The sequence below is a fragment of the Noviluteimonas gilva genome, from assembly GCF_009740395.1.
GTDB lineage: Bacteria > Pseudomonadota > Gammaproteobacteria > Xanthomonadales > Xanthomonadaceae > Noviluteimonas > Noviluteimonas gilva.
On record NZ_WOXT01000006.1, the window covers coordinates 127471 to 146662 of the forward strand.

16 protein-coding genes are annotated in these 19192 nt (G+C 64.9%); 8 read left to right on the forward strand and 8 right to left on the reverse strand.

Translation table 11 applies throughout. From position 1 onward, the window contains the following. The first annotated feature begins 60 nt into the window (after nucleotides 1–60). On the forward strand, nucleotides 61–1671 hold the full coding sequence (locus GN331_RS16150; protein ID WP_156643322.1) for a M20/M25/M40 family metallo-hydrolase: 1611 nt from the start codon (nucleotides 61–63) through the stop codon (nucleotides 1669–1671). 4 nt (nucleotides 1672–1675) lie between these two features. On the opposite strand, the gene GN331_RS16155 is transcribed toward GN331_RS16150, so the two are convergent. The 6 genes from GN331_RS16155 to GN331_RS16180 form a co-directional block, all read right to left on the reverse strand. Continuing rightward, nucleotides 1676–3025, reverse strand: coding sequence for an OprD family outer membrane porin (locus GN331_RS16155; protein ID WP_156643323.1), 1350 nt, complete (start codon nucleotides 3023–3025; stop codon nucleotides 1676–1678). Next, entirely contained in the window at nucleotides 3022–4722 is a 1701-nt protein-coding gene (locus GN331_RS16160) for an aspartate:alanine exchanger family transporter (protein WP_156643324.1), read from the reverse strand. Before GN331_RS16160 ends, GN331_RS16155 begins: the two co-directional genes overlap by 4 nt. Before the next feature lie 14 nt (nucleotides 4723–4736). Then, nucleotides 4737–7481, reverse strand: coding sequence for an Orn/Lys/Arg family decarboxylase (locus tag GN331_RS16165; RefSeq protein ID WP_156643325.1), 2745 nt, complete (start codon nucleotides 7479–7481; stop codon nucleotides 4737–4739). A 253-nt stretch (nucleotides 7482–7734) separates the two neighbouring features. Further along, complete coding sequence (locus GN331_RS16170; RefSeq protein WP_156643326.1) at nucleotides 7735–8295, reverse strand: peroxiredoxin; 561 nt, start codon at nucleotides 8293–8295, stop codon at nucleotides 7735–7737. A 34-nt stretch (nucleotides 8296–8329) separates the two neighbouring features. Beyond that, on the reverse strand, nucleotides 8330–9607 hold the full coding sequence (locus GN331_RS16175) for an FG-GAP-like repeat-containing protein (RefSeq protein WP_156643327.1): 1278 nt from the start codon (nucleotides 9605–9607) through the stop codon (nucleotides 8330–8332). A 137-nt stretch (nucleotides 9608–9744) separates the two neighbouring features. After that, on the reverse strand, nucleotides 9745–10359 hold the full coding sequence (locus tag GN331_RS16180) for a TetR/AcrR family transcriptional regulator (RefSeq protein ID WP_156643328.1): 615 nt from the start codon (nucleotides 10357–10359) through the stop codon (nucleotides 9745–9747). Between the two features lie 79 nt (nucleotides 10360–10438). Here GN331_RS16180 and GN331_RS16185 point away from each other — a divergent pair, with 79 nt between their 5' ends. From GN331_RS16185 to GN331_RS16200, 4 genes are all read left to right on the forward strand, one after another. Next, on the forward strand, nucleotides 10439–11515 hold the full coding sequence (locus tag GN331_RS16185; protein ID WP_156643329.1) for an MBL fold metallo-hydrolase: 1077 nt from the start codon (nucleotides 10439–10441) through the stop codon (nucleotides 11513–11515). Continuing rightward, nucleotides 11512–11757 carry a hypothetical protein gene (locus GN331_RS16190; RefSeq protein WP_156643330.1) on the forward strand — a complete coding sequence of 82 codons (246 nt, stop codon included), beginning with the start codon at nucleotides 11512–11514 and terminating at the stop codon, nucleotides 11755–11757. Before GN331_RS16185 ends, GN331_RS16190 begins: the two co-directional genes overlap by 4 nt. A gap of 111 nt (nucleotides 11758–11868) precedes the next feature. Beyond that, entirely contained in the window at nucleotides 11869–12870 is a 1002-nt protein-coding gene (gene glsA, locus GN331_RS16195; protein ID WP_156643331.1) for a glutaminase A, read from the forward strand. Between the two features lie 19 nt (nucleotides 12871–12889). Beyond that, complete coding sequence (locus GN331_RS16200) at nucleotides 12890–14479, forward strand: MFS transporter (RefSeq protein ID WP_197427198.1); 1590 nt, start codon at nucleotides 12890–12892, stop codon at nucleotides 14477–14479. On the opposite strand, the gene GN331_RS16205 is transcribed toward GN331_RS16200, so the two are convergent. After that, nucleotides 14476–15897, reverse strand: coding sequence for a metal-dependent hydrolase family protein (locus GN331_RS16205; RefSeq protein WP_156643332.1), 1422 nt, complete (start codon nucleotides 15895–15897; stop codon nucleotides 14476–14478). The two genes, GN331_RS16200 and GN331_RS16205, sit on opposite strands and share 4 nt — an antisense overlap. An 84-nt stretch (nucleotides 15898–15981) precedes the next feature. On the opposite strand from GN331_RS16205, the gene GN331_RS16210 reads away from it, so the two are divergent. Further along, nucleotides 15982–17001, forward strand: a complete 1020-nt coding sequence (locus tag GN331_RS16210; RefSeq protein WP_156643333.1) for a DUF4105 domain-containing protein — start codon at nucleotides 15982–15984, stop codon at nucleotides 16999–17001. Nucleotides 17002–17013: 12 nt separating this feature from the next. Further along, on the forward strand, nucleotides 17014–18183 hold the full coding sequence (locus GN331_RS16215; RefSeq protein ID WP_156643334.1) for a carbohydrate porin: 1170 nt from the start codon (nucleotides 17014–17016) through the stop codon (nucleotides 18181–18183). Between the two features lie 3 nt (nucleotides 18184–18186). Here GN331_RS16215 and GN331_RS16220 read toward each other — a convergent pair whose 3' ends face one another. Then, on the reverse strand, nucleotides 18187–18549 hold the full coding sequence (locus tag GN331_RS16220; protein WP_156643335.1) for a hypothetical protein: 363 nt from the start codon (nucleotides 18547–18549) through the stop codon (nucleotides 18187–18189). Between the two features lie 149 nt (nucleotides 18550–18698). Between GN331_RS16220 and GN331_RS16225 the strand changes: the two genes are divergently transcribed. Next, entirely contained in the window at nucleotides 18699–19184 is a 486-nt protein-coding gene (locus GN331_RS16225; protein ID WP_156643336.1) for a DUF6491 family protein, read from the forward strand. The last annotated feature ends 8 nt before the right edge of the window (nucleotides 19185–19192 follow it).

Sequence of the window (19192 nt, forward strand, 5' to 3'; positions counted from 1 at the left end):
TCCGGGGCCGTACGCGATGGCAGACTCGACGCTTTGTCGCCTTCGTCCCAGGGGAAATCCATGAAGCGAGTGCTGCTGGCGGCTGCTGCCGTCATGCTGGTCGGCGGTGTGCACGCCGAAAACCGTGTTGCTGAAGAGCGGGTCGACCTGTCCATGACCGGTCGCATTCGGCAGGAAGCCTTCACGCATTCGCAGGTGATGCCGCTGCTGACGCACCTGACCGAACAGATCGGTCCGCGCCTGACCAATTCCCCGGCGATGGCGCAGGCGAATGCCTGGACGCGTTCGAAGTTCAACGAGTGGGGCCTGGCCAACGTCCACGACGAAGCCATGCTCGAGCCCTTCGGCCGCGGCTGGGAGTTCCGCAGGGCCAGCGTCGAGATGCTGAGCCCGCGCGCGTTTCCGCTGCACGCGCTGCCGAAGGCCTGGACGCCCGGCACGAACGGGCCGGTCGAAGGCGACGCCTTCGCCGCCAAGCTCGAATCGAAGGCGGACCTGGAGAAGTTCAAGGGCAAGCTGAAGGGCAAGATCGTCTTCATCGCCGAGGCGCGCGCCTACAAGCCCGGTGAGAAGGCCGACTGGCATCGCGAGACGGACGAAACGCTCGATGCGATGAAGTCGCTGACCGTGCCCGCCGACCAGACCGACGAAGCGCGTGAAGAAGCGCGCGACAAGCGCCGCAAGCGCATCGAGTTCACGCCTCTGTTGAACCAGTTCCTGATCGACGAAGGCGCGGTCGCCGCCGTCAGCCCCAGCGGCTGGGACAACGGCATCCTCCTCGTGTCCGGTGGCGGTTCACGCAAGGCGGGTGAATCGGTCGGCGTGCCGTCGCTCGCGATGTCCGCCGAGCACTACAACAACGTGATGCGCGCGCTCGACCGCAAGGAAACGGTGCGCCTGCGCGTCAACGTCGATGCGAACTTCACCAGCGACGCCAATCAACCGGCCTACAACACCCTCGCCGAAATCCCCGGCACCGGCCCGCACCGCAATGAAGTGGTGATCATCGGCGCGCACATGGATTCCTGGCACGCGGGCACGGGCGCCGCCGACAACGGCGCGGGCGTGGCGGTGATGATGGAAGCCATGCGCATCCTCAAGGCCGTGGGCGCGAAGCCCGATCGCACGATCCGCATCGCGTTGTGGACCGGCGAAGAACAGGGCCTGCTCGGCTCGGCCGATTACGTGTCGCGCCACTTCGGCAAGTTCCCCGACCCCACCGACCCGCAGGAAAAGGCGATGCCGCTTTCCCTTCGCAAGGTGAAGGGCACGCTGCAGCCGGCGCGCGATTACGGCAACGTCGCGGCGTATTTCAACCTCGACAACGGCGGCGGCAAGATCCGCGGCGTGTACGCGCAGGAAAACATGGCGGTCGCGCCGATCTTCGAAACGTGGCTCAAGCCGTTCAACGACGTCGGCGCGACCATCGTCACCCAGCGCAACACCGGCAGCACCGACCACGTGTCCTTCGACAACATCGGCCTGCCCGGCTTCCAGTTCGTGCAGGACGACCTGGACTACTTCACCAACGTCCACCACAGCGATCTGGACGTGCTCGACCACATCGTGCCGGAAGACCTCAAGCAGGCCTCCGCGATCGTGGCCTCGTTCGCGTACAACGCGGCGATGCGTTCGGAAAAGTTGCCGCGCAAGGCGTTGTCGGAGAACTGATCGCTCAGAACGGCAGGTCGTAGAACACCATCACGCGCAAGTCGGTCAGGTCGGTATCGCCAGGATCGTCCTGATTCACCACCGCGTAGCGCACGCGCACCATCAGCCCCTTGAGCATGCCCTCAGGGGGCGACCACTGCACGTTGAAGTCCGTCTCGCCGCGGCCATAACCCGAGGCCGCATCCGGATCCGATCCGGCGACATACAACGCGTACGCACTCAGGCCGGTGTGCTTCGGGAAGGTGTAGGCCGCGCGCACGAGCCACGCAGTCTCGCCCGCGCGATTGAAGTCTTCCACCTGCACGCTGGTGTAGCCCGGATAGCCGCTCCACGGCGTGGTCATGTCGCGGTCGCCGCCGGCGTCGGTGTACGCCGCCGTGAGCAGCACGCCGCCCGCGCCGAGTTCGGCTTTCACGCCCCACTGGTGCGCTTCGAAGTCGCTACCGGTCAGACGGTTGTCGCCAACGCTCTGCTGGTCGGAGTACTGCGCCGCGAACTTCAGCTTCGCGTTCCCACCGATCGGGATGCCGTACTTGGCCTCGGTGTAGAAGATGTTGATGACATTGCTGCTCCAGTAATTGATCGCGCCGATCGAGAGCTCGCCCTTGGTGTAGTTCAGGCCGGCGGCGTACACGCCGCGCTTGATGTCCGCGCCTGCGTCGTCTGACATCGACACGAACTCATCGCTGTTGCGTTCCTTGATTTTGTCGACGTAGCCCGCGCCCCAACGCCATTGCCCGGTTTGTTTTCCGTCTCCGTGAAGGCCACTGAAGACCGCGGCGAGGAACGTGTTGGGCGTCATGCGCGAGTCGTTCTTGTTGATGTAGGGCGTGTCGAGCCCCTGTGCGCCGATCGTCAGCTTCGCCTCTTCGCCGAGCAGCGTTTCGACATAGGCCTCGCCCAGCACCGCGTAGCCTTCCTGGCCGGGCTTGAGCAACAGCGTGCCGTCTTTTTCGTCGGGTGCGTACAGCGGCGCGGAACCGTAGGCGGTTGCGCCGAAGGCGAAGCGCTCGCGGAAGTAGCCGGTCTTGAATCCCGCCGAGCCGCCAAGCGCCCACGCTTCGCTTTCGGTGTCGTCGTACTTCTCGCGGCCCAGGTAGTAGCTGCGCGCCTGGAATTTCCAGTCGGTGTCTTCGAACGCCTTGCGCCGCGTCTCGCGCACCCATTCGTCGTGGGTGAGCACGCCGAAGCTGCCGTCCATCTGCGTGTGGCCCTGCTCGGTGGAGTCTCCTTCCTCCTCCTCTTCCGGCGGCGGCGCGGTGGTCTGCGCCATCGCAGGCGCGGCCATGCACGCGCCGACGCCTGCGGCGAGCACCGCGAGCCAGATGCGTCGCGGGGCGACGCACGCGCTCATTGCGAAAACACCATGGCGAAGTAGCCGAACACGGTGTAGAGCACGCCGGACACCGCATAACCGACCGGGAAGCCGACCCACGGCACCGTGCTGTCGATCTCCTTCGACGCTTCGCGTGCAGGCCCGGAGTGCGAGCGCGAGCCCGCCACGCCGCCCATCAACACCGCGGGATTGATCTTGAAGAAGTGATAGCCGATCGCCCACGTCACGAAGGGCGGGATCGTGCTCGCGATGAAGCCGGCGAGGAAGATCTTCACTGCGATCGCACCGGTCAGCTGTTCGAGCAGCGTCGCACCGGCGTTGATGCCCACGATCGCGATGAACGTCACCAGGCCCAGGTCTTCGAGGATGTTGCGCGCCGCGTTCGGCGTGCTGCCGAAGAAGCGCAGGCGCGACACGACCGAGGACACGAGGATGCCGGACAGCAGCAAGCCGCCGGCGTTGCCCAGGCCCACCGAGAAATCGCCGACCGGTACGGTGATCTTGCCGATGAGCAGCCCGATCACCATGCCCGCCGAAAGTGTCAACAGATCCGTCGACGTACTCGGACGCGCGATCTTGCCCACCATGTCGCCGATCTTCTGCACCGCGCTGCGCAAGCCGGTGAGGTACAGCACGTCGAAACGCTTGAGCGCGGTTTCCGCGCCCAGCGGAAGCGGTTCGCCGCTTCGCTCGATGCGGCTGATCCCGACTTGTCCCGCGAACTCTTCGGGCGCGAAGGACTTGAGCGGACGCCCTTCGAATTCCTTGTTGACCACGAGCACTTCGGCCTGGTCGAGCGGGATGTTGAGCACGCCCGCGTCGGGGACTTCCGGGCCCAGCAGGCCGAGGTTCGACGTCAGGTCTTCGAGCCGGCCACCCAATGCGATGATATCGCCCTTGCGCAACACGAGGTCTGCGCCCGCACCGAGCGACGCGCCGTCGCGCACCACGTTCGCGATCCGATATTGCGGATACGCCGTGCGCAACTGCGCAATGCTCTGTCCATCCGTCGCGGAATTCTCGAGCCGATAAGCACGCAGCCCGCCGGTGCGATAGCCGGTGATGCCGGCGTCATCGACATTGCGCACGCCATTGGCCGCTTCGTATTCCTTCGCGGCCTTCTTGGCATCAACGCCCCACCAACGCGGCAGGTATTTGCAGATCAGGATGATGCCGACCGTGCCCCAGATGTAGGTCACGCCGTAACCGAGCGCGATCATGCCCGACACCTGTTCGGCGGTCGAACCCGCCGGCAGTTTGTACGCGCCCTGCTCCACTGCCATTTCCGCGGTGCCGATCGCCGCCGACATGGTCTGCGAGCCGGCGAGGATGCCACCGGCCGAACCGGGCGGCAGCGCGAACCACTTGACCGTCAGCACCACCAGCAACAAGCCGAGGCACGAGCAGATCACCGCCAGGATCGTGAAGGTGATGCCGTCCTTCTTGAGGCTGTTGAAGAACGCCGGGCCCACGCGCAGGCCCACGCCGTACATGAAGAGGTAATAGAAAAGCGACTTGGCGAAGTTGTCGAGTTGCAACTTCACGCCGTACGTCGATGCCCACGTCGCCAACGCAGCGCCGACGACGACCGCCGCCGCCACCATGCCGAGCCCGTAACCCTTGACCGAGAACTTGCCGACCCACACCGCCATCCCGACGGTGAAGAACAAGAGGATGTACGGATTGTCCGCGAGGAATTGGAAGAACCCTTGCATGGTGGTACTCCCTGTCAACGGGTGGAGGTGGCGTTGCGGTTCTCCAACACGGAAGGCTTGATCAGTTTCAAGCCTTGCGCGGCGTGGTAGCCATGGATCTCTTTCACGTCGAGCTTGCGCATGTACGTGACGGTATCGGCGGTGATCACCTGCCCCGGCACCATGATCGGGAAGCCGGGCGGATACGGAATCACGAAGTTCGCCGACACCATCTCCGGCCCGTCCTTCAGGCGCTTGTCGACTTCTTCGCTGGCCAGGCGCACGAACTCGCAGTTGTCTTCGTCGTAGGCCATGAAGAACGCCGGCCGCATGTGGCCTTCGTTGCTGCGCGCCTTGGCGTTGTCGCGGAAGCCGTCGTGGAATCGGCTGAAGTTGGGCAGGTCCGGCACGTCGGTCACGAGCGACTTGACGCGCGCGGCGAACTGCTCGCGCCCGCTGGTCGTGTCGTTCTTCTGCTTCGCTTCGATGTCGCGCGAGAGGTCGGCCAACGCTTTGACCAACAGCGCCGCATCGCTGTGCGTGTTGTTGATGTTGGTCTGCACCAGCACGCTGTTGCGCGAGGTCTTGTTGACCTGGATGTCGAACCGATCCGAAAGCATGCCCTTGAACTGCGTGCCGTCGAATCCGGCCGAGCCGCACAGCAGCGTGATGCGCGTGGGGTCGAGCGCGAATTCGTCGTTGTCCCAAGAGGCGATCAGGTCGACCCACGAGCCGTTCGGCGGCCCGTAGTCTTCGATGCCCGATTCGCGGAACTCCGCCGGGATCATCTCGCCGGGCGTCGCGATGCGGAAATACTTCGAGATCAGTGGATGGTTGTTGATCGTGTTGCGCAGGCGCAGCGCGATCTCGGTCATGCGCAGCGTCAGCGCGTAGCCCTCCAGTTCCATCTGGCGTCGCGCAAGATCGAGCGAAGCGATCAGCTGCAGGTTGGGCGAGGTGGAGGTGTGCGCGAAGAAGGCTTCTTCGAACGGACCTTCGACCTGGTGGAAGTCGTCGTCCCACACCAGCATCATCGAACCCTGGCGGAAGGCCGACATCGACTTGTGCGTCGAGTTGGTCTGGTAGGCGCGGATGCGGACCTTGTCGGGATCCGGCATCAGGCGCGTGTCGAGCAGTGCCGCATCATCGAGGTTTGCGGTCTTCTCCTTCCACGCTTTGTATTCCTCGCGATATTCCGCACTTCCATAGCGCTCGGCGAGTGCCGCGGCCGCGCCCATCGCGGTGCGCTTGCGATGCAGCGGGCTGAAGCGCGCGAAACCGAACCACGCTTCGTCCCACAAGAACACCAGGTCGGGCTTGATGCCCAGGCACTCTTCCATCACGCGCCGCGGGTTGTACATGTGGCCGTCGAACGTGCAGTTGGTCAGGTCGATCACCTTCACGCGTGCGAGCGTGCCTTCGGCCTTGCAGTCCAACAGCGCTTTCTTGATCGTGCGCAGCGGCACCGCGCCGTACATCGAGTACTGCACCAGCGGGAAGGCTTCGACGTAATACGGCTGCGCGCCCGTGAGCACGAACCCGTAGTGATGCGATTTGTGGCAGTTGCGGTCGACGATGACGATGTCGCCCGGTTTGCAGATCGCCTGCACGACGATCTTGTTCGACGTGGACGTGCCGTTGGTTCCGAGGTAAGCGCGCTTGGCGCCGAACGCGCGCGCGGTCGCCTCGTTCATCTTCTTGATGTTGCCGGTGGGCTCGAGCAGCGAGTCCAGCCCGCCCGTGGTGGCGGAGGATTCGGCGAACAGGATGTTGGTGCCGTAGAACTGGCCCATGTCGCGGATCCAGTTCGAATTGAACACCGACTTGCCGCGCGCGATGGGCAGCGCGTGGAAGGTGCCGATCGGGCGCGTGGCGTATTTCTTCAGGTTGTCGAAATACGGCGTTTCGAAACGGTCCTTGACGCCGTCGAGGATCGACAGGTGCAGCTCCATCGGTTCTTCGACGTGGTGGAAGACGCGACGGATCGATGCCATCTCGTCGCTCGCCGCGAGGCGTTCGGGCGCGCGATCGGACAACAGGTAGATGTCGATCTCCGGCCGGAACGACGCGATCGTCTTCGCCAGTCGCGTGGAGAGCGCGCCGGGCTCGAAGGTGTCGGCCTTCGGCGGAATCGTGCGGACGAGGTATTCGTGCAGGTCGGGAATGTCGTGGCGCGTGGCATAGCCGAAGCCGTCGTACAGCACGACCGCCTGGATGTCGGTGTTGAGCATCACGGCGAGCACGGCGTCTTCGAAACTGCCGACGTGCACCACCGCGTAATCGAACGCATCGTCCGGGCGGCGCAGGCGGCGCATTTCGTCCTTCGCGCGCTGCCATTGCGCGGGTTCGCTCGGTGTCACGATCAACACTTCGAAATACGGGCGCTGCACCGGTCCGCCGTCGAGCGAGGGCGGCGCGAAATCCAGCACGCGGCCTTCGGTCTCGGCACCGGCTTCCCACGCGGATTCTTCGCGACGGAAGTCCGACGACAGCAGTGCGTCGGAGACCTTGCGCACAAGTCGCGCGAACGTCGCGGCATCTCCGGCTTCGAGCGACTCGCGGATCGCTTCGATCAAACGCGGTCCGGGATACGCCCAGCAATGCTCCATGCGCGCGATGTCGCCGCTCAATGTGCGGCACTTCGCACGCAACTCGGCGGAATCGGGCATCTCCGCCCACCCGCGCGCGTATGCATTGAGCCGACGCCATTGGTCTTCGCGGAAGATCGCGCCCGCGTAGACGTTGGCGAGGTGATGGGATGCGTTGGCAGGATCTTTCATCACGGCCTCCGATGCAGATTACGCGGCCGCGCGCCGACACCGGCGGCGGGGACAGTGCGAATCGTGCAACCCGTTTTGGGGTCGCGCATCAGAACAAACGCAGATAGCGGCCAGTAAAACTACGTATCCCCTGAACGGGTCATTTTAAGTACTGGTCACGAATTGTTCGGCGCCCACGGGAGGCAGCGCCGTCGGTCCGCGTGAAGCCCGCTCACGAAGGTCACCTTGCGTCCCTGCGTTCAACATTTCGCGGCTAGTGCGCGGCATGATGTGCCTCGAGCGCCTTCACCGCATCGAGCGTTTCCCTGACGTGCTTGCTGGGGTTGAGATCCGAGTACACATGCGCGATCGAACCCGACGGCGCGATGACATACGACGTCCGGTTCGACCACTCGGGCTTCTGCGCCAGGATCGCGTCGTACTGCTTCGCGATCTTCGCGCCGTCATCGGCGGCGACCGCGAACTTGCCGCCGCAATGTTCGGTTTCCTTCGAGAAATCGGCGAGTTCGCTGGTGTTGCCGGCCGTCACGCCGATCACGGTCGCGTGCGCCGCCTTGAACTCGTCGATCGCCTCGGAGAACAGATGCGCTTCCATGTTGCAGCCCGGCGTGTGCGCCGCGGGGAAGAAGTACACGACCACCGGGCCCTTCTTCAGCGCATCGGACAACTTGAACGTGAAGGGCTTGCCCGCGAGATAGGCCGGCGCGCTGAAGTCCGGCGCCTTAGTGTCGACCTTCAACGCGGCCAGCGAAGGCGCCACGAACGCGACGATGCCGATCACGCCGAGCGCGGCGAACCTCATCAGTGGGCGCATGACGCAGTTCTCCTGGTGACGTGTCGCATCGACTCTATTCCGTAAAGCCGACGACCGTCCACGCCTGGCTCGCCTGCACCGTCACCGCCGTCTGCGTCGTGGAGATCGCCGAACGCCAGATCACGTTGCCGCCCGTGGTGGAGTTGCGCCACAGGATGTCGGCGCGCAAATCACCGTTGAAGTCGCCCGAGCTCACGGCGCGCCACACGGTCGATACCGACGTCACCGCCTGCACGGCGGCCGAACTGCCCGAACGCCAGATCACGTTCGCGCCCGTGGTGATGTTGCGCCACAGGATGTCGGAGCGGCCATCGGCGTTGTAATCGCCCGACCCGACGACGGTCCACGCCTGGCTCGCCATCGTGGTCACGGCTTGCGATGTCGCGGAATTGCCGGAACGCCAGATCACGTTCGCACCGGTGCTGGTGTTGCGCCACAGGATGTCGGAGCGGCCATCGCCGTTGTAATCGCCCGACCCCACGACGCGCCACGCGGTCGCGAGCGTCGACACCGCCTGGGTCATCGCCGAACTGCCCGAACGCCAGATCACGTTCGCACCGGTGGTCGTGTTGCGCCACAGGATGTCCGAACGATTGTCGCCGTTGTAATCGCCCGAGCCGGCCACGGTCCACGACAGGCTGATCATGCTGCTGACGGGCGTGGTGGTGGTCGAGTTGCCCGAGCGCCAGATCACGTTCACGCCGGTCGTACTGTTGCGCCACAGGATGTCCGAGCGACGGTCGCCGTTGTAATCGCCCAAACCCACCGCGCGCCACGGCGTGGACAAGGTGGTGACTGCCGTCGGCGTCGTCGAAATCGCCGAACGCCAGATCACGTTCGCGCCGGTGCTGGTGTTGCGCCACAGGATGTCGGAGCGATTGTCGCCGTTGAAATTGCTCTGCTTCGCGATGGGCGCGGTGACGGTGATGCGACCGGCCATGCCGACGCCACCGGCGCTGCCGTGCCGCTCGCAGAAGTAACGCACCGTGCCGGCCGTCGGGAAGAACACGGTCGCCGACCAGGCCGCGGTACTCAGCGCGCCGTTGCCGCCCGTGTTGTCGCATCCGTTGGCGCAGCGGAACGCCGGGATCGCCCCCGGATCGGACCGCACGTTGTGGAGGCCGCCACCGTTGCGGAACGTGACCGTATCGCCAGCCACGATGGTGAGCGTGCTCGGCGTAAAGGTCATGTTGGAGTTCGCGGTGACGACGTGGTTCGCGGCGAACGTCGTTGCCGAAAACAGCAGGCCGGGGGCGATCGCGGACCACGCAACAAGCCGCACCCGCCCGTTCGATGTTTGCTTCGCATGCATGGCCCGTTCCTTCGCCGGCTCGACGCGACCGGCCCACAGTGGGAGACGTGGTGGATACCGGTAGCTCGGGATTTGGTTCGGTGGTCCGATGCCAGCAGAGCTTGACGGAGCGATGGCCCGGTAGGCGGGCCCGTAGGCTATGCGTAGTACGCGAGGAACATGTCGACCGCCGATTCCGCGGCCTTCTTCTGCTGCACGAGCGTCAGCAGCGGTTGCCCCAGCGCGATCTGCGGCCAGAACGCGAAGCCTTTCACCAGCGCATGCATCTGCATCGCGGCGAACAAGGGATCGTCGGTTTTCAAACGTCCGTCAGCGGCCGCGGCGCGAATCCACGTCGTGAGGCCTTCTTCGCGATTGCCCATGCGCGTGACGAGTTCCCGCGCAAGTTCGGGCGCATGGAGACCGGCGGCGATCGCGACGCGCGCAAGTTCCGAATAGTTCTCGTCGCGCAGCAGTTCCAGCTTCTGCTGCAGCAATTCGAGCAGCTGATCGCGCAGCGGACGATCCTTGCGATACACCAGGTCGAGCCCTTCGATGCTGCGTTCCCACATTTGTTCGAGGATCTGCGCGAACAACGCTTCCTTGCTCGGGAAGTGGTTGTAGACGGTGCGCTTGGACACGCCTGCGCTCGCGGCGATCTTGTCCATGCTGGTCGCCGCGAACCCCGATTGACGGAACTCGGCCACGGCGGCGTCGACGATCGCGGCGCGCTTGCGGTCGGTCAGGCGGGAGGGGGTGGTCAGGCTCGACATGGCCGAAAGTTTACACCGGGGGGTTTACTTTTCGGAATTGGAAACTACACTGAGTCGTGTACTTCTTGCGGACCTGTTCATGAACACGCACGCCCCCTCGCTTCCCGCCCCTGCCCGCCTCGCCTCGCCCCAGGCCGCCGACGGCCGCTTCCGCAACCCCGCGCCCAAGCCCGCCGAAGGCCTGGCCAAGACCCTGGGGATCATCTGGAACGTCTTGCTCAACAAGCCGAAGACGACGGTGCCGAAGGCCCCGCTGCCGGTGGAAACCCTGACGCGCGCCGACCTCGAAGCCGCACCGGACCGCAGCCTGTTCCGCCTCGGCCACTCGACGATGTTGATCAAGCTGCGCGGCGATTACTGGATCACCGATCCGGTCTTTGCCGAACGCGCATCGCCGGTGCAGTGGATGGGGCCGAAACGTTTCCACGCACCGCCCATCGCACTGGAAGACTTGCCGCCGTTGCGCGGCGTACTTCTCTCGCACGATCACTACGACCATCTGGATCGCACCACGATCCTCCAACTTGCGAAGACCACCGATGTGTTCCTCACGCCGCTCGGCGTCGGTGATCGATTGATCGCCTGGGGCGTCGATGCATCGAAGGTCCATCAATTCGATTGGTGGCAAGGCACGACCATCGACGGCGTGCAATTCACCGCCACGCCCGCGCAACACTTTTCCGGACGCGGATTGTTCGACGGCAACAAGACGTTGTGGGCGTCGTGGGTGATCGTCGACGGTGCGAAGGACGATGCGCTGCGCGTGTTCTTCAGCGGCGACACGGGGTACTTCGACGGCTTCAAGGAAATCGGGCGTCGCTTCGGCCCCTTCGACGTGGCGATGATCGAAACCGGCGCCTACGACCCGCAGTGGCCCTACGTGCACATGCAGCCGGAACAGACGGTGCAGGCGCACGAAGACTTGCGCGCGCGTTGGTTGATGCCGATCCACAACGGCACCTTCGACCTCGCGATGCACGGCTGGCAGGACCCCTTCGAGCGCGTGCTTGCGTTGAGCAGTGCGCGCGGCATCGCGTTGACCACGCCGCGCATGGGCGAACGCCTGGACCTGACGTCACCCGCGGGGACCACGACCTGGTGGCGCGACACCGAAACCGAAACAGAAACACTGACCGCATGGGTGGAAGCACGATGAAACTGCGCATCCAGGACCTGCCCGAAGACGGCGTCCGCAGCATCATCGACGCGATCCTCCAGGTCGACCTCGGCGCCCGCATCAACTTCGACGCCTCCCTGGTGAGCATCGCCGGGCGGATGACGGTCGACGATGCGAGCGCCGCCATCGAACGCAGCGGTTACCAGGTCGCCGCGATCGTCGATCAAACGCTCATCGATGCCGGGTTCCGCTACAAGCCCCACGACATCCGGTCCTTCTGACGCGCTCCACCGAATGGATGAGTGTCGGCCGCCGACTTCACGAGCCGATTACATTCGCGAATTCGCGGTCTCCCACAATGGCGCGAACTTCGCTTCGGTGCGTCGCGCTGCATGGATCCGACACACGCGCCTGTAGAGAGTGACGCCGCGTTCGTTTCGACCGGGACCTTGCCGCCCGTCGATCTCGTCACTCGCCTGGTCACCGAAGCGCATGCGCGCTTCGGTACTGTCACGCTCGGGGAGAACTCGCAGGTCTATCCGGCGCTGGCGCGCGTGCCGAGCGAACTGTTCGGCATTTGCGTCGTGTCCGTCGATGGGCGTGTGTTCTCCGCCGGCGATGCCGAACACACCTTCACGATCATGAGCGTCTCCAAGCCCTTCGTGTTCGCGTTGGTCTGCGATCTGATCGGCGCGACGGGCGCACGCGAGCGCTTGGGCGCGAATGCGACAGGCCATGCTTTCAACTCCCTGGCCGGCATCGAACGCACGACCGACGGGCGCACGAACCCGATGGTCAATGCCGGCGCGATCGCGACGACGAGCCTGGCACCGGGCGACACCGAAGCGGACAAGTGGCGCTTCCTCCACGAAGGTCTTTCGCGCTTCGCCGGACGCACGCTGTCCGTTAACGAAGAGGTGTACGAATCGGCGTCGAAAACCAACTTCCGCAATCGCAGCATCGCCTGGATGCTCGAAAGCATGGGGCGCCTGTATTGCGATCCGACCATGGCGACGGAGCTGTACACACGACAGTGTTCGCTCGACGTCAGCGCAAGGGACCTCGCGGTGATGGGCGCGACGCTCGCGCATGGCGGCTTCAATCCGGTCACGCGCGAACAGGTCGTCAAACCCGAGGTCTGCCACCCGGCACTCGCCGTCATGGTGACCGCGGGGCTTTACGAAACCTCCGGCGATTGGCTGTACGAGATTGGGTTGCCGGGAAAGAGCGGCATCGGCGGCGGCATCGTCACCGTATCGCCCGGCAAGGGTGGACTGGGCACCTTCGCGCCGCCACTGGATGAAGCAGGCAACAGCGTGCGCGGGCAACTCGCGGCGCAGTTCCTGTCGCAACGCCTCGGGCTCGACCTGCTGGTTTCCTCGCCCCACCCCTGACATCGCCGGGAGCATGGCCATGGCTGAAACGAAGAACTCGTGGATCCCGATGATCGCCATCGCGTTCGGGCAATCCATCATGTCGTTCAACGTCGCCTCGCTGCCGGTCGCGATGCGCGGCATGGTCGAAAGTTTCGGCGTCGCGCCGACGGTGGTGGCCACCGGCATCGTCGCGTACTCGATGATCGTCGCGGGCTTCGTGATGTTGGGCGCCAAGCTCGTGCAACGCTTCGGTGCACTGCGCGTGTTCCGCCTGGCGGTGATCGTGTTCGGATCGGCGCAGGTGCTCATGACGATGAGCCCCAACGCGACCGCGATGATCACCGCGCAAGCGATCTGCGGCGCCGCGGGGGCAGTCATCGTGCCGTCGCTCGTCGCGTTGATCGCGGAAAACTACACGGGCACGCAACAGGCGAAGGCCTTGGGTGCATTGGGTTCGGCGCGCGCGGGTGCGGGCGTGCTTGCGTTCCTGATCGGCGGCATCCTCGGCACTTACATCGGTTGGCGCCCGGTGTTCGGCATTCTCATCGTCGTGTCGGCGCTGGTGTTCGTGCTGAGCTTCAAGCTCAAGCCCGACCACGGACGCCCCGACGTGCAGATCGACGGCATCGGCGTGTTGCTTGCCGCGACGGCGATCATCCTGATCAGCTTCGGCTTCAACAATCTCAACGGCTGGGGCATCGCGCTCGCGCGGCCGTCCGCGCCGTTCAACATCGTCGGACTGTCGCCCGCGCCGGCGATGATCCTGGTGGGCATCGTGCTCGGCCAGGCGTTCTTCCTGTGGACGCGGCGTCGCGAAGCCACTGGTCGCACGCCGCTGCTGCCCTTGTCGGTGCTGGAGTCGCCGCAGGAGCGCGCGGCCGTCTACGCGATGTTCTCGGTCGTTGCGCTCGAGGCCATGCTCAACTTCTCCGTGCCGCTGTACATCCAGATCGTGCAGGGGCGCTCGGCGCTGGCGACCGCGGTCGCGATGCTGCCGTTCAACCTCACCGTATTCTTCGCGGCGATGTTCATCGTGCGCTTCTACGACCGGCTCACGCCGCGAAGGATCGGTGTCCTCGGCTTCGGGTTGTGTGCCACGGCGTTGTTGTGGCTGGCCTTCGTCGTGCACAACGACTGGAGTTCGGTTCCGGTGTTGTTCGGCCTGGTGTTGTTCGGCATCGGGCAGGGTTCACTCGTGACCTTGTTGTTCAACGTGTTGGTGACGTCCTCGCCGAAGGAACTCGCCGGCGATGTCGGCTCGTTGCGCGGCACGACCAACAATCTCGCCGCTGCAGTCGGCACGGCGGTCGCGGGTGCGTTGCTGGTCGGTTTGTTGAGTTCGGCGGTGCTGCGCCAGCTCACGCAGAACCCGACGCTCCCCATCGAAATCCAGTCCGAGGTCAATCTCGACAACATCACCTTCGTCAGCAACGATCACCTGAAAGACGTCATCGCGCGGACGAGCGCATCGCCGGAGCAGAAGGCCGAAGCGCTGCGCATCAACACCGAATCGCGATTGCTCGCGCTGAAGATCGGCTTCTGCATCATGGCGGGCCTGGCGTTGCTCACCATGCTGCCCGCCTCGCGATTGCCGGCTTACCGACCGGGTGAAATTCCCGCGGACTAGCGCGCCGCCGCCACGGTGTTCTTGTAGAGCTTGCCGTCCTTCATGATCACCAGGAACTTGTGCTCCGGGTCGGCGACGAGCTGGATGTTCTCGATCGGATTGCCATCGACCAACAACAAGTCGGCCAGCGCGCCTTCTTCCACGCGCCCCAACACGCCGGGATAGGGATTGCGCTTGCCGGAGAGTTGGAGGAGTTCGGCGTTCGTGCTGGTCGCCATCGTCAGCGTCTCGGCGGGCGAATACCACTTCGTCAGGCTCGCCAGGATCGCACCCTGCCTTGTGGCCAGCGCACGCGAGAACAGCACGTCGGTACCCCACGCCACCTTGAGGCCGTACTTCTTCGCCAGCTCATAGGCGTGGTCGTTGCCGGCGAAGACTTCCTGCGCCTTGTTCCATTCGTTGGAACCCTTCGGGAACGCGTTGCCCAGTTCCGGCGGGAAGGGTTGCATGCTCAGCCAGATGCCTTTGGTCTTGATGAGTTGCGCGGTCTTGTCGTCCATCAGGCTGCCGTGCTCGATGCATTTCACGCCTGCATCGATCGCCTGGCGAATCGCTTCGGACGTGTACGCATGCACCGTGACGTACGTGCCCCAGTTGGAGGCGGCCTGCACGGCGGCGCGCAGTTCCTCCGGGGTGAAGGTGATCGCGTCGAGCGGGCTGTTCGGCGATGACACACCACCGCCGGCCGTCAGTTTGATCTGCGAGGCGCCCTGCATGAGTTGTTCGCGCACGCGCATGCGCACTTCGTCGGGGCTGTCGGCGATCATCGCCTCGCCCGTTCGCTCCTGTTGCGTCAACGGACCGCCGATCACGCGCGGCAAGTCGATGCCATGGCGGAAATCGCCGTGGCCGCTGGTCACGGAGATCATCGCGCCCGAAGGATAGATGCGCGGACCGGGAAGCTGGCCTTCGTCGACGGCACGCTTGAGCGCGAACGACGAACCGCCCACGTCGCGGATGGTGGTGAAGCCGCGCATCAGCGTCCTGGTCGATTCCGCCGCCGCGATGATGTTGATGTAACCGTTGTCCGCGGTCAGGTCGGCGAGCGTGGCCGTGGCGAACATCGAATGCCAATGCATGTCGATCAGGCCCGGCATCAGCGTGCGCCCTGCCCCATCGATCACCGTGGTGCCCGTTTCCGGTTGGATGTCGGCGGTGGAGATCTTCTCGATGCGGTTGCCGCGCACGAGCACGTTGCTCGCCTCCGACAAACTCGAGCCCTGACCGCTGAAGATGTGGACGTTGCGGAACAGTGTCGTCGGTACGGGGGCGGCATTCGCGACACCGGGCGCTGCTGCAGACGTCGTCGCTGCAGGCGGTGTGTAGGTCGCGGCGGGCGTTGTGCCCTGCTGTTTCGCGTCGCAGGCCACCAACGCCAGGGACACCAGGATCATCGAGAGGATTCGCTGGTACGACATGCGCGCGTCCTTGTCCGTGTGAAGCAAGGGTGTAATTGAGAGCGAAATGCCGTTAACGAGCGATGAGGATATGCTCCGCCCGACATGGAACGTCCCAACGCCAAGCGCTTGTCGTCACGCTTCGCACCGTTGCGTTGGATGACTCATCTGTTGCTCGCAGGGTGCGTGCTCTGGGCCTTCCTCGGCATCGGCTATGCGCCGGTGGGCGTCGCGTCGCTGCAGTGGATCGTCGCGACGGCGTTCCTGCTGTTCTCGGGATGGGCGTTGTGGAAGGCGCGTTGGCGCTGGCCTGCGTGGATCGCCATTGCGCTGGTCGTTGCGGCGATCGGCAGCCGATGGCTCATCCATCCCTCGCACGACCGCGAGTGGCCACCGGAAGTCGCCGTCATGCCGCGCGTGCAGATCGACGGTGACCGCGTGCGCATCAGCGGATATCGCAACTTCACCTATCGCAGCACCGACGACTTCGATGTCCGCTACGAAGAACGCGAAGTGCGCTTGTCCGACCTGACGTCCCTGGACTTCTTCGTCTCGTATTGGTGGCCGGGCCCGGTCGCGCACACGTTCGTCAGCTTCAACTTCGACAATGGCGATCCGATCGCCGTCTCGATCGAAACGCGCCCCGAAGTCGGCGAAGGCTTCGATCCGATCGCCTCGATGTTCCGGCGCTTCGAATTGATTTACGTGGTCGGCGCCGAGCGGGACATCGTCGGCGTGCGCACGAACCATCGCCACGAGGATGTGTTCCTGTATCGCACGAACACGTCGCCGGAAGCCGCGCGGCGCCTGTTCCTCGTATATGCCGAGCGCATCAACGAACTCGCGGACAAGCCCGAGTTCTATCATCTGCTGAGCAACAGCTGCACGATCAACATCGTGCGCTACGCCAACCGCGCCGGTCGCACGGGACCGCTGGACTATCGCCACGTGTTGAACGGATACAGCGACCGCTATCTGTATCGAACCGGTTTCCTCGACACCTCCATTCCTTTCGCGACGCTCCGCGCGCAGTCCCACATCAACGAGAAGGCGCAGGCAGCCGGTGACGCGCCCGATTTCTCGCAGCGCATCCGCGAGGGGTTGCCGATTCCGCCTGGACGATAGGGAGGACTGCGCATGCTTCGATTCGCTTCGGCACTCTCGCTCTTGCTCGCGACGGCATCCGCTGCGGCCGCGGAGGACGACGAACCGAGGTTCACCGCGCGCGTGGACCTCACCAACTTCGGCACGGGCCAACTCGCGGGCGATGGCGACACGGATGCGTGGTTCTCCGGCAAGGTCGACGCCTACATCCGCATCCGCGGCTGGGAAGGTTTCACCATCGATCTCCAGCCCGAATACACCTACGGCCGCAACCCGAACAACTCCGGCAACGGCGCTGTATTGCCCGTCAACACGGCCGCGGCCTTCCCGATCAACAACAAGGCCGACTTCGACATGGCGCTCAGCGTGAGCCAGCGCATCGACAATGCGACGCTCACGCTCGGCAAGATCAACATGGTGACGCGCGCGGCGGCGACGCCCATCCTCGGCGGCGGCGGTCGCGAAGGATTCCAGGCGCTGATGTTGGCGGCGCCCATTTCGTTCAACACACCGCCCATGGTGCTCGGCGGTTTGCTGGTCGTCCCCACTGCGCGCACGCAGGTCGCCATCGGCTTGTGGGATGCGCAGGACGCCACCAATCGCACTGATCTGCACGATGCCTTCCAGAACGGCGTCTCCGGCTTCGCCACCGTCACCGTGCGCAGGCCGTGGCGCGGCCGCATGGGCTTCCACAGCTTCACGCTCGGCGGCACCACTGCGCACAGTCTGGATCTGCGCTCGGTGCCCGAATTGATCTTCCCGCCGGGCACCGGCGGCGCGACACCCAGCCAGCGCCAGGGTGGTTGGCAAGCGCGTTACGCGTTCCAGCAATTCATTCGGCAAGACCCCGCGCAACCGATGCGCGGCTGGGGCGTGTTCGGATACGCGAGCCTGTGGGACGGCAATCCGACGCTCGGGCGCTGGTCGATGGCGCTCGGCGTCGCGGGCAATCCGACATTCGCACCCTCGCGGCCCGACGATCGCTTCGGCATCGGCTACTACCGCTTCGCACCCAGTTCGACGCTCAAGCGCGGCACCGAACCGGTCTTCCCGCTCAGCGACGAACACGGTCTGGAACTGTTCTACACCTTCGCCTTCAGCGCGCACTTCCTGCTGACGGCGAACGTGCAGTTCATCGATCCCGCGCCGCGCGGCTACGCCAACGATGTGTTCGCGGGCTTCCGCACGAACATCAAGTTCTGAGGCTCATCTGCGGAAGAAGCGCCGCCAAAGCCGACTGAAGTACAGCGCGACCAATACGCCGATGCCGATCACCAGCCAGATGGCGGTCGTGCGGATCCAGGTGCTGCGCGCATCGCGGAGGCGTTCGCCGCTCGCGACCTGTTCGAGCTCGAGCGTGCAACGCGCATCCGGCGTCACGTTGCCCGGTGGTGCGCGGCGCAAACGCTCGAGTTCGCGGCGCGCATCGCGCGGCGATACCGTCGCGGTGATCATCGGGCAGTTGGCGAGCGTGCCGGTCGATCGCGCCGTCGGCCACGAAGGCACCCGATACACGGCGACGAGCGCGAGCACGACGCCGATCGCGATCCACAGCGCAGTTCGATACATGACCCGGCTCCACTTGGCGTCGAAGTGCGCAAGCTTGTCGAGCGGGCGTAAAGGCGGCGTTATCCCGACGGGTGCGCGGCTTGACTGCCGCTTTACCTGCGTCGGCGTATGCAGCGGCGGTCGAGTGTCGACGTTGCCATGGAGCGGAAATGAAACGAGTTCTGTTCGTCCTCACGTTGGCGGGCGGTTTGTGCGCCTGCTCCCACGGGCCCACGCTGTCGACGGAGGATCGGCTCGCGCTGTATCGCGAGCACGCAGGCGCACCCGTGAACAGCTTCCGGCTCGACCGTACGATGGGCACCACGAACTGGACGCCGCTGGGCGACCAGGCCGTGGCCGTGTGGCAAAGCGCGAATCGCGGCTTCCTGCTGGAATTGCGCAGTCGCTGCAATGGCCTCGGCCCGGCGGGCCGCATCCAGGTCACCAACTCGATGGGCCAGGTGACCGCGCGCCTGGATCGCGTGGTGCCGGGTTCCGCGATGGGCAGCGCTATGGGAAGCAGCGTCGGTCCGTCGTGCCGCATCGAGAGCATCCGTCCGATCGACGGCAGCGCGTTGCGCGAAGCCAAGCGCGAATTGCGCGAGGCCGAGTACATCGAACAGAGCGCGGCGCCGCCGGAAGCCGACGCAGGCTAACCCTTGCG

What these genes read in the sequence shown, in the direction of transcription:
- GN331_RS16165 (WP_156643325.1), bottom strand. Translation starts at nt 7,481, where the DNA reads ATGAAAGATCCTGCCAACGCATCCCATCACCTCGCCAACGTCTACGCG.
- GN331_RS16185 (WP_156643329.1), top strand. Translation starts at nt 10,439, where the DNA reads ATGAACACGCACGCCCCCTCGCTTCCCGCCCCTGCCCGCCTCGCCTCG.
- GN331_RS16225 (WP_156643336.1), top strand. Translation starts at nt 18,699, where the DNA reads ATGAAACGAGTTCTGTTCGTCCTCACGTTGGCGGGCGGTTTGTGCGCC.
- glsA (WP_156643331.1), top strand. Translation starts at nt 11,869, where the DNA reads ATGGATCCGACACACGCGCCTGTAGAGAGTGACGCCGCGTTCGTTTCG.
- GN331_RS16190 (WP_156643330.1), top strand. Translation starts at nt 11,512, where the DNA reads ATGAAACTGCGCATCCAGGACCTGCCCGAAGACGGCGTCCGCAGCATC.
- GN331_RS16180 (WP_156643328.1), bottom strand. Translation starts at nt 10,359, where the DNA reads ATGTCGAGCCTGACCACCCCCTCCCGCCTGACCGACCGCAAGCGCGCC.
- GN331_RS16205 (WP_156643332.1), bottom strand. Translation starts at nt 15,897, where the DNA reads ATGTCGTACCAGCGAATCCTCTCGATGATCCTGGTGTCCCTGGCGTTG.
- GN331_RS16170 (WP_156643326.1), bottom strand. Translation starts at nt 8,295, where the DNA reads ATGCGCCCACTGATGAGGTTCGCCGCGCTCGGCGTGATCGGCATCGTC.
- GN331_RS16200 (WP_197427198.1), top strand. Translation starts at nt 12,890, where the DNA reads ATGGCTGAAACGAAGAACTCGTGGATCCCGATGATCGCCATCGCGTTC.
- GN331_RS16215 (WP_156643334.1), top strand. Translation starts at nt 17,014, where the DNA reads ATGCTTCGATTCGCTTCGGCACTCTCGCTCTTGCTCGCGACGGCATCC.
- GN331_RS16155 (WP_156643323.1), bottom strand. Translation starts at nt 3,025, where the DNA reads ATGAGCGCGTGCGTCGCCCCGCGACGCATCTGGCTCGCGGTGCTCGCC.
- GN331_RS16175 (WP_156643327.1), bottom strand. Translation starts at nt 9,607, where the DNA reads ATGCATGCGAAGCAAACATCGAACGGGCGGGTGCGGCTTGTTGCGTGG.
- GN331_RS16150 (WP_156643322.1), top strand. Translation starts at nt 61, where the DNA reads ATGAAGCGAGTGCTGCTGGCGGCTGCTGCCGTCATGCTGGTCGGCGGT.
- GN331_RS16220 (WP_156643335.1), bottom strand. Translation starts at nt 18,549, where the DNA reads ATGTATCGAACTGCGCTGTGGATCGCGATCGGCGTCGTGCTCGCGCTC.
- GN331_RS16160 (WP_156643324.1), bottom strand. Translation starts at nt 4,722, where the DNA reads ATGCAAGGGTTCTTCCAATTCCTCGCGGACAATCCGTACATCCTCTTG.
- GN331_RS16210 (WP_156643333.1), top strand. Translation starts at nt 15,982, where the DNA reads ATGGAACGTCCCAACGCCAAGCGCTTGTCGTCACGCTTCGCACCGTTG.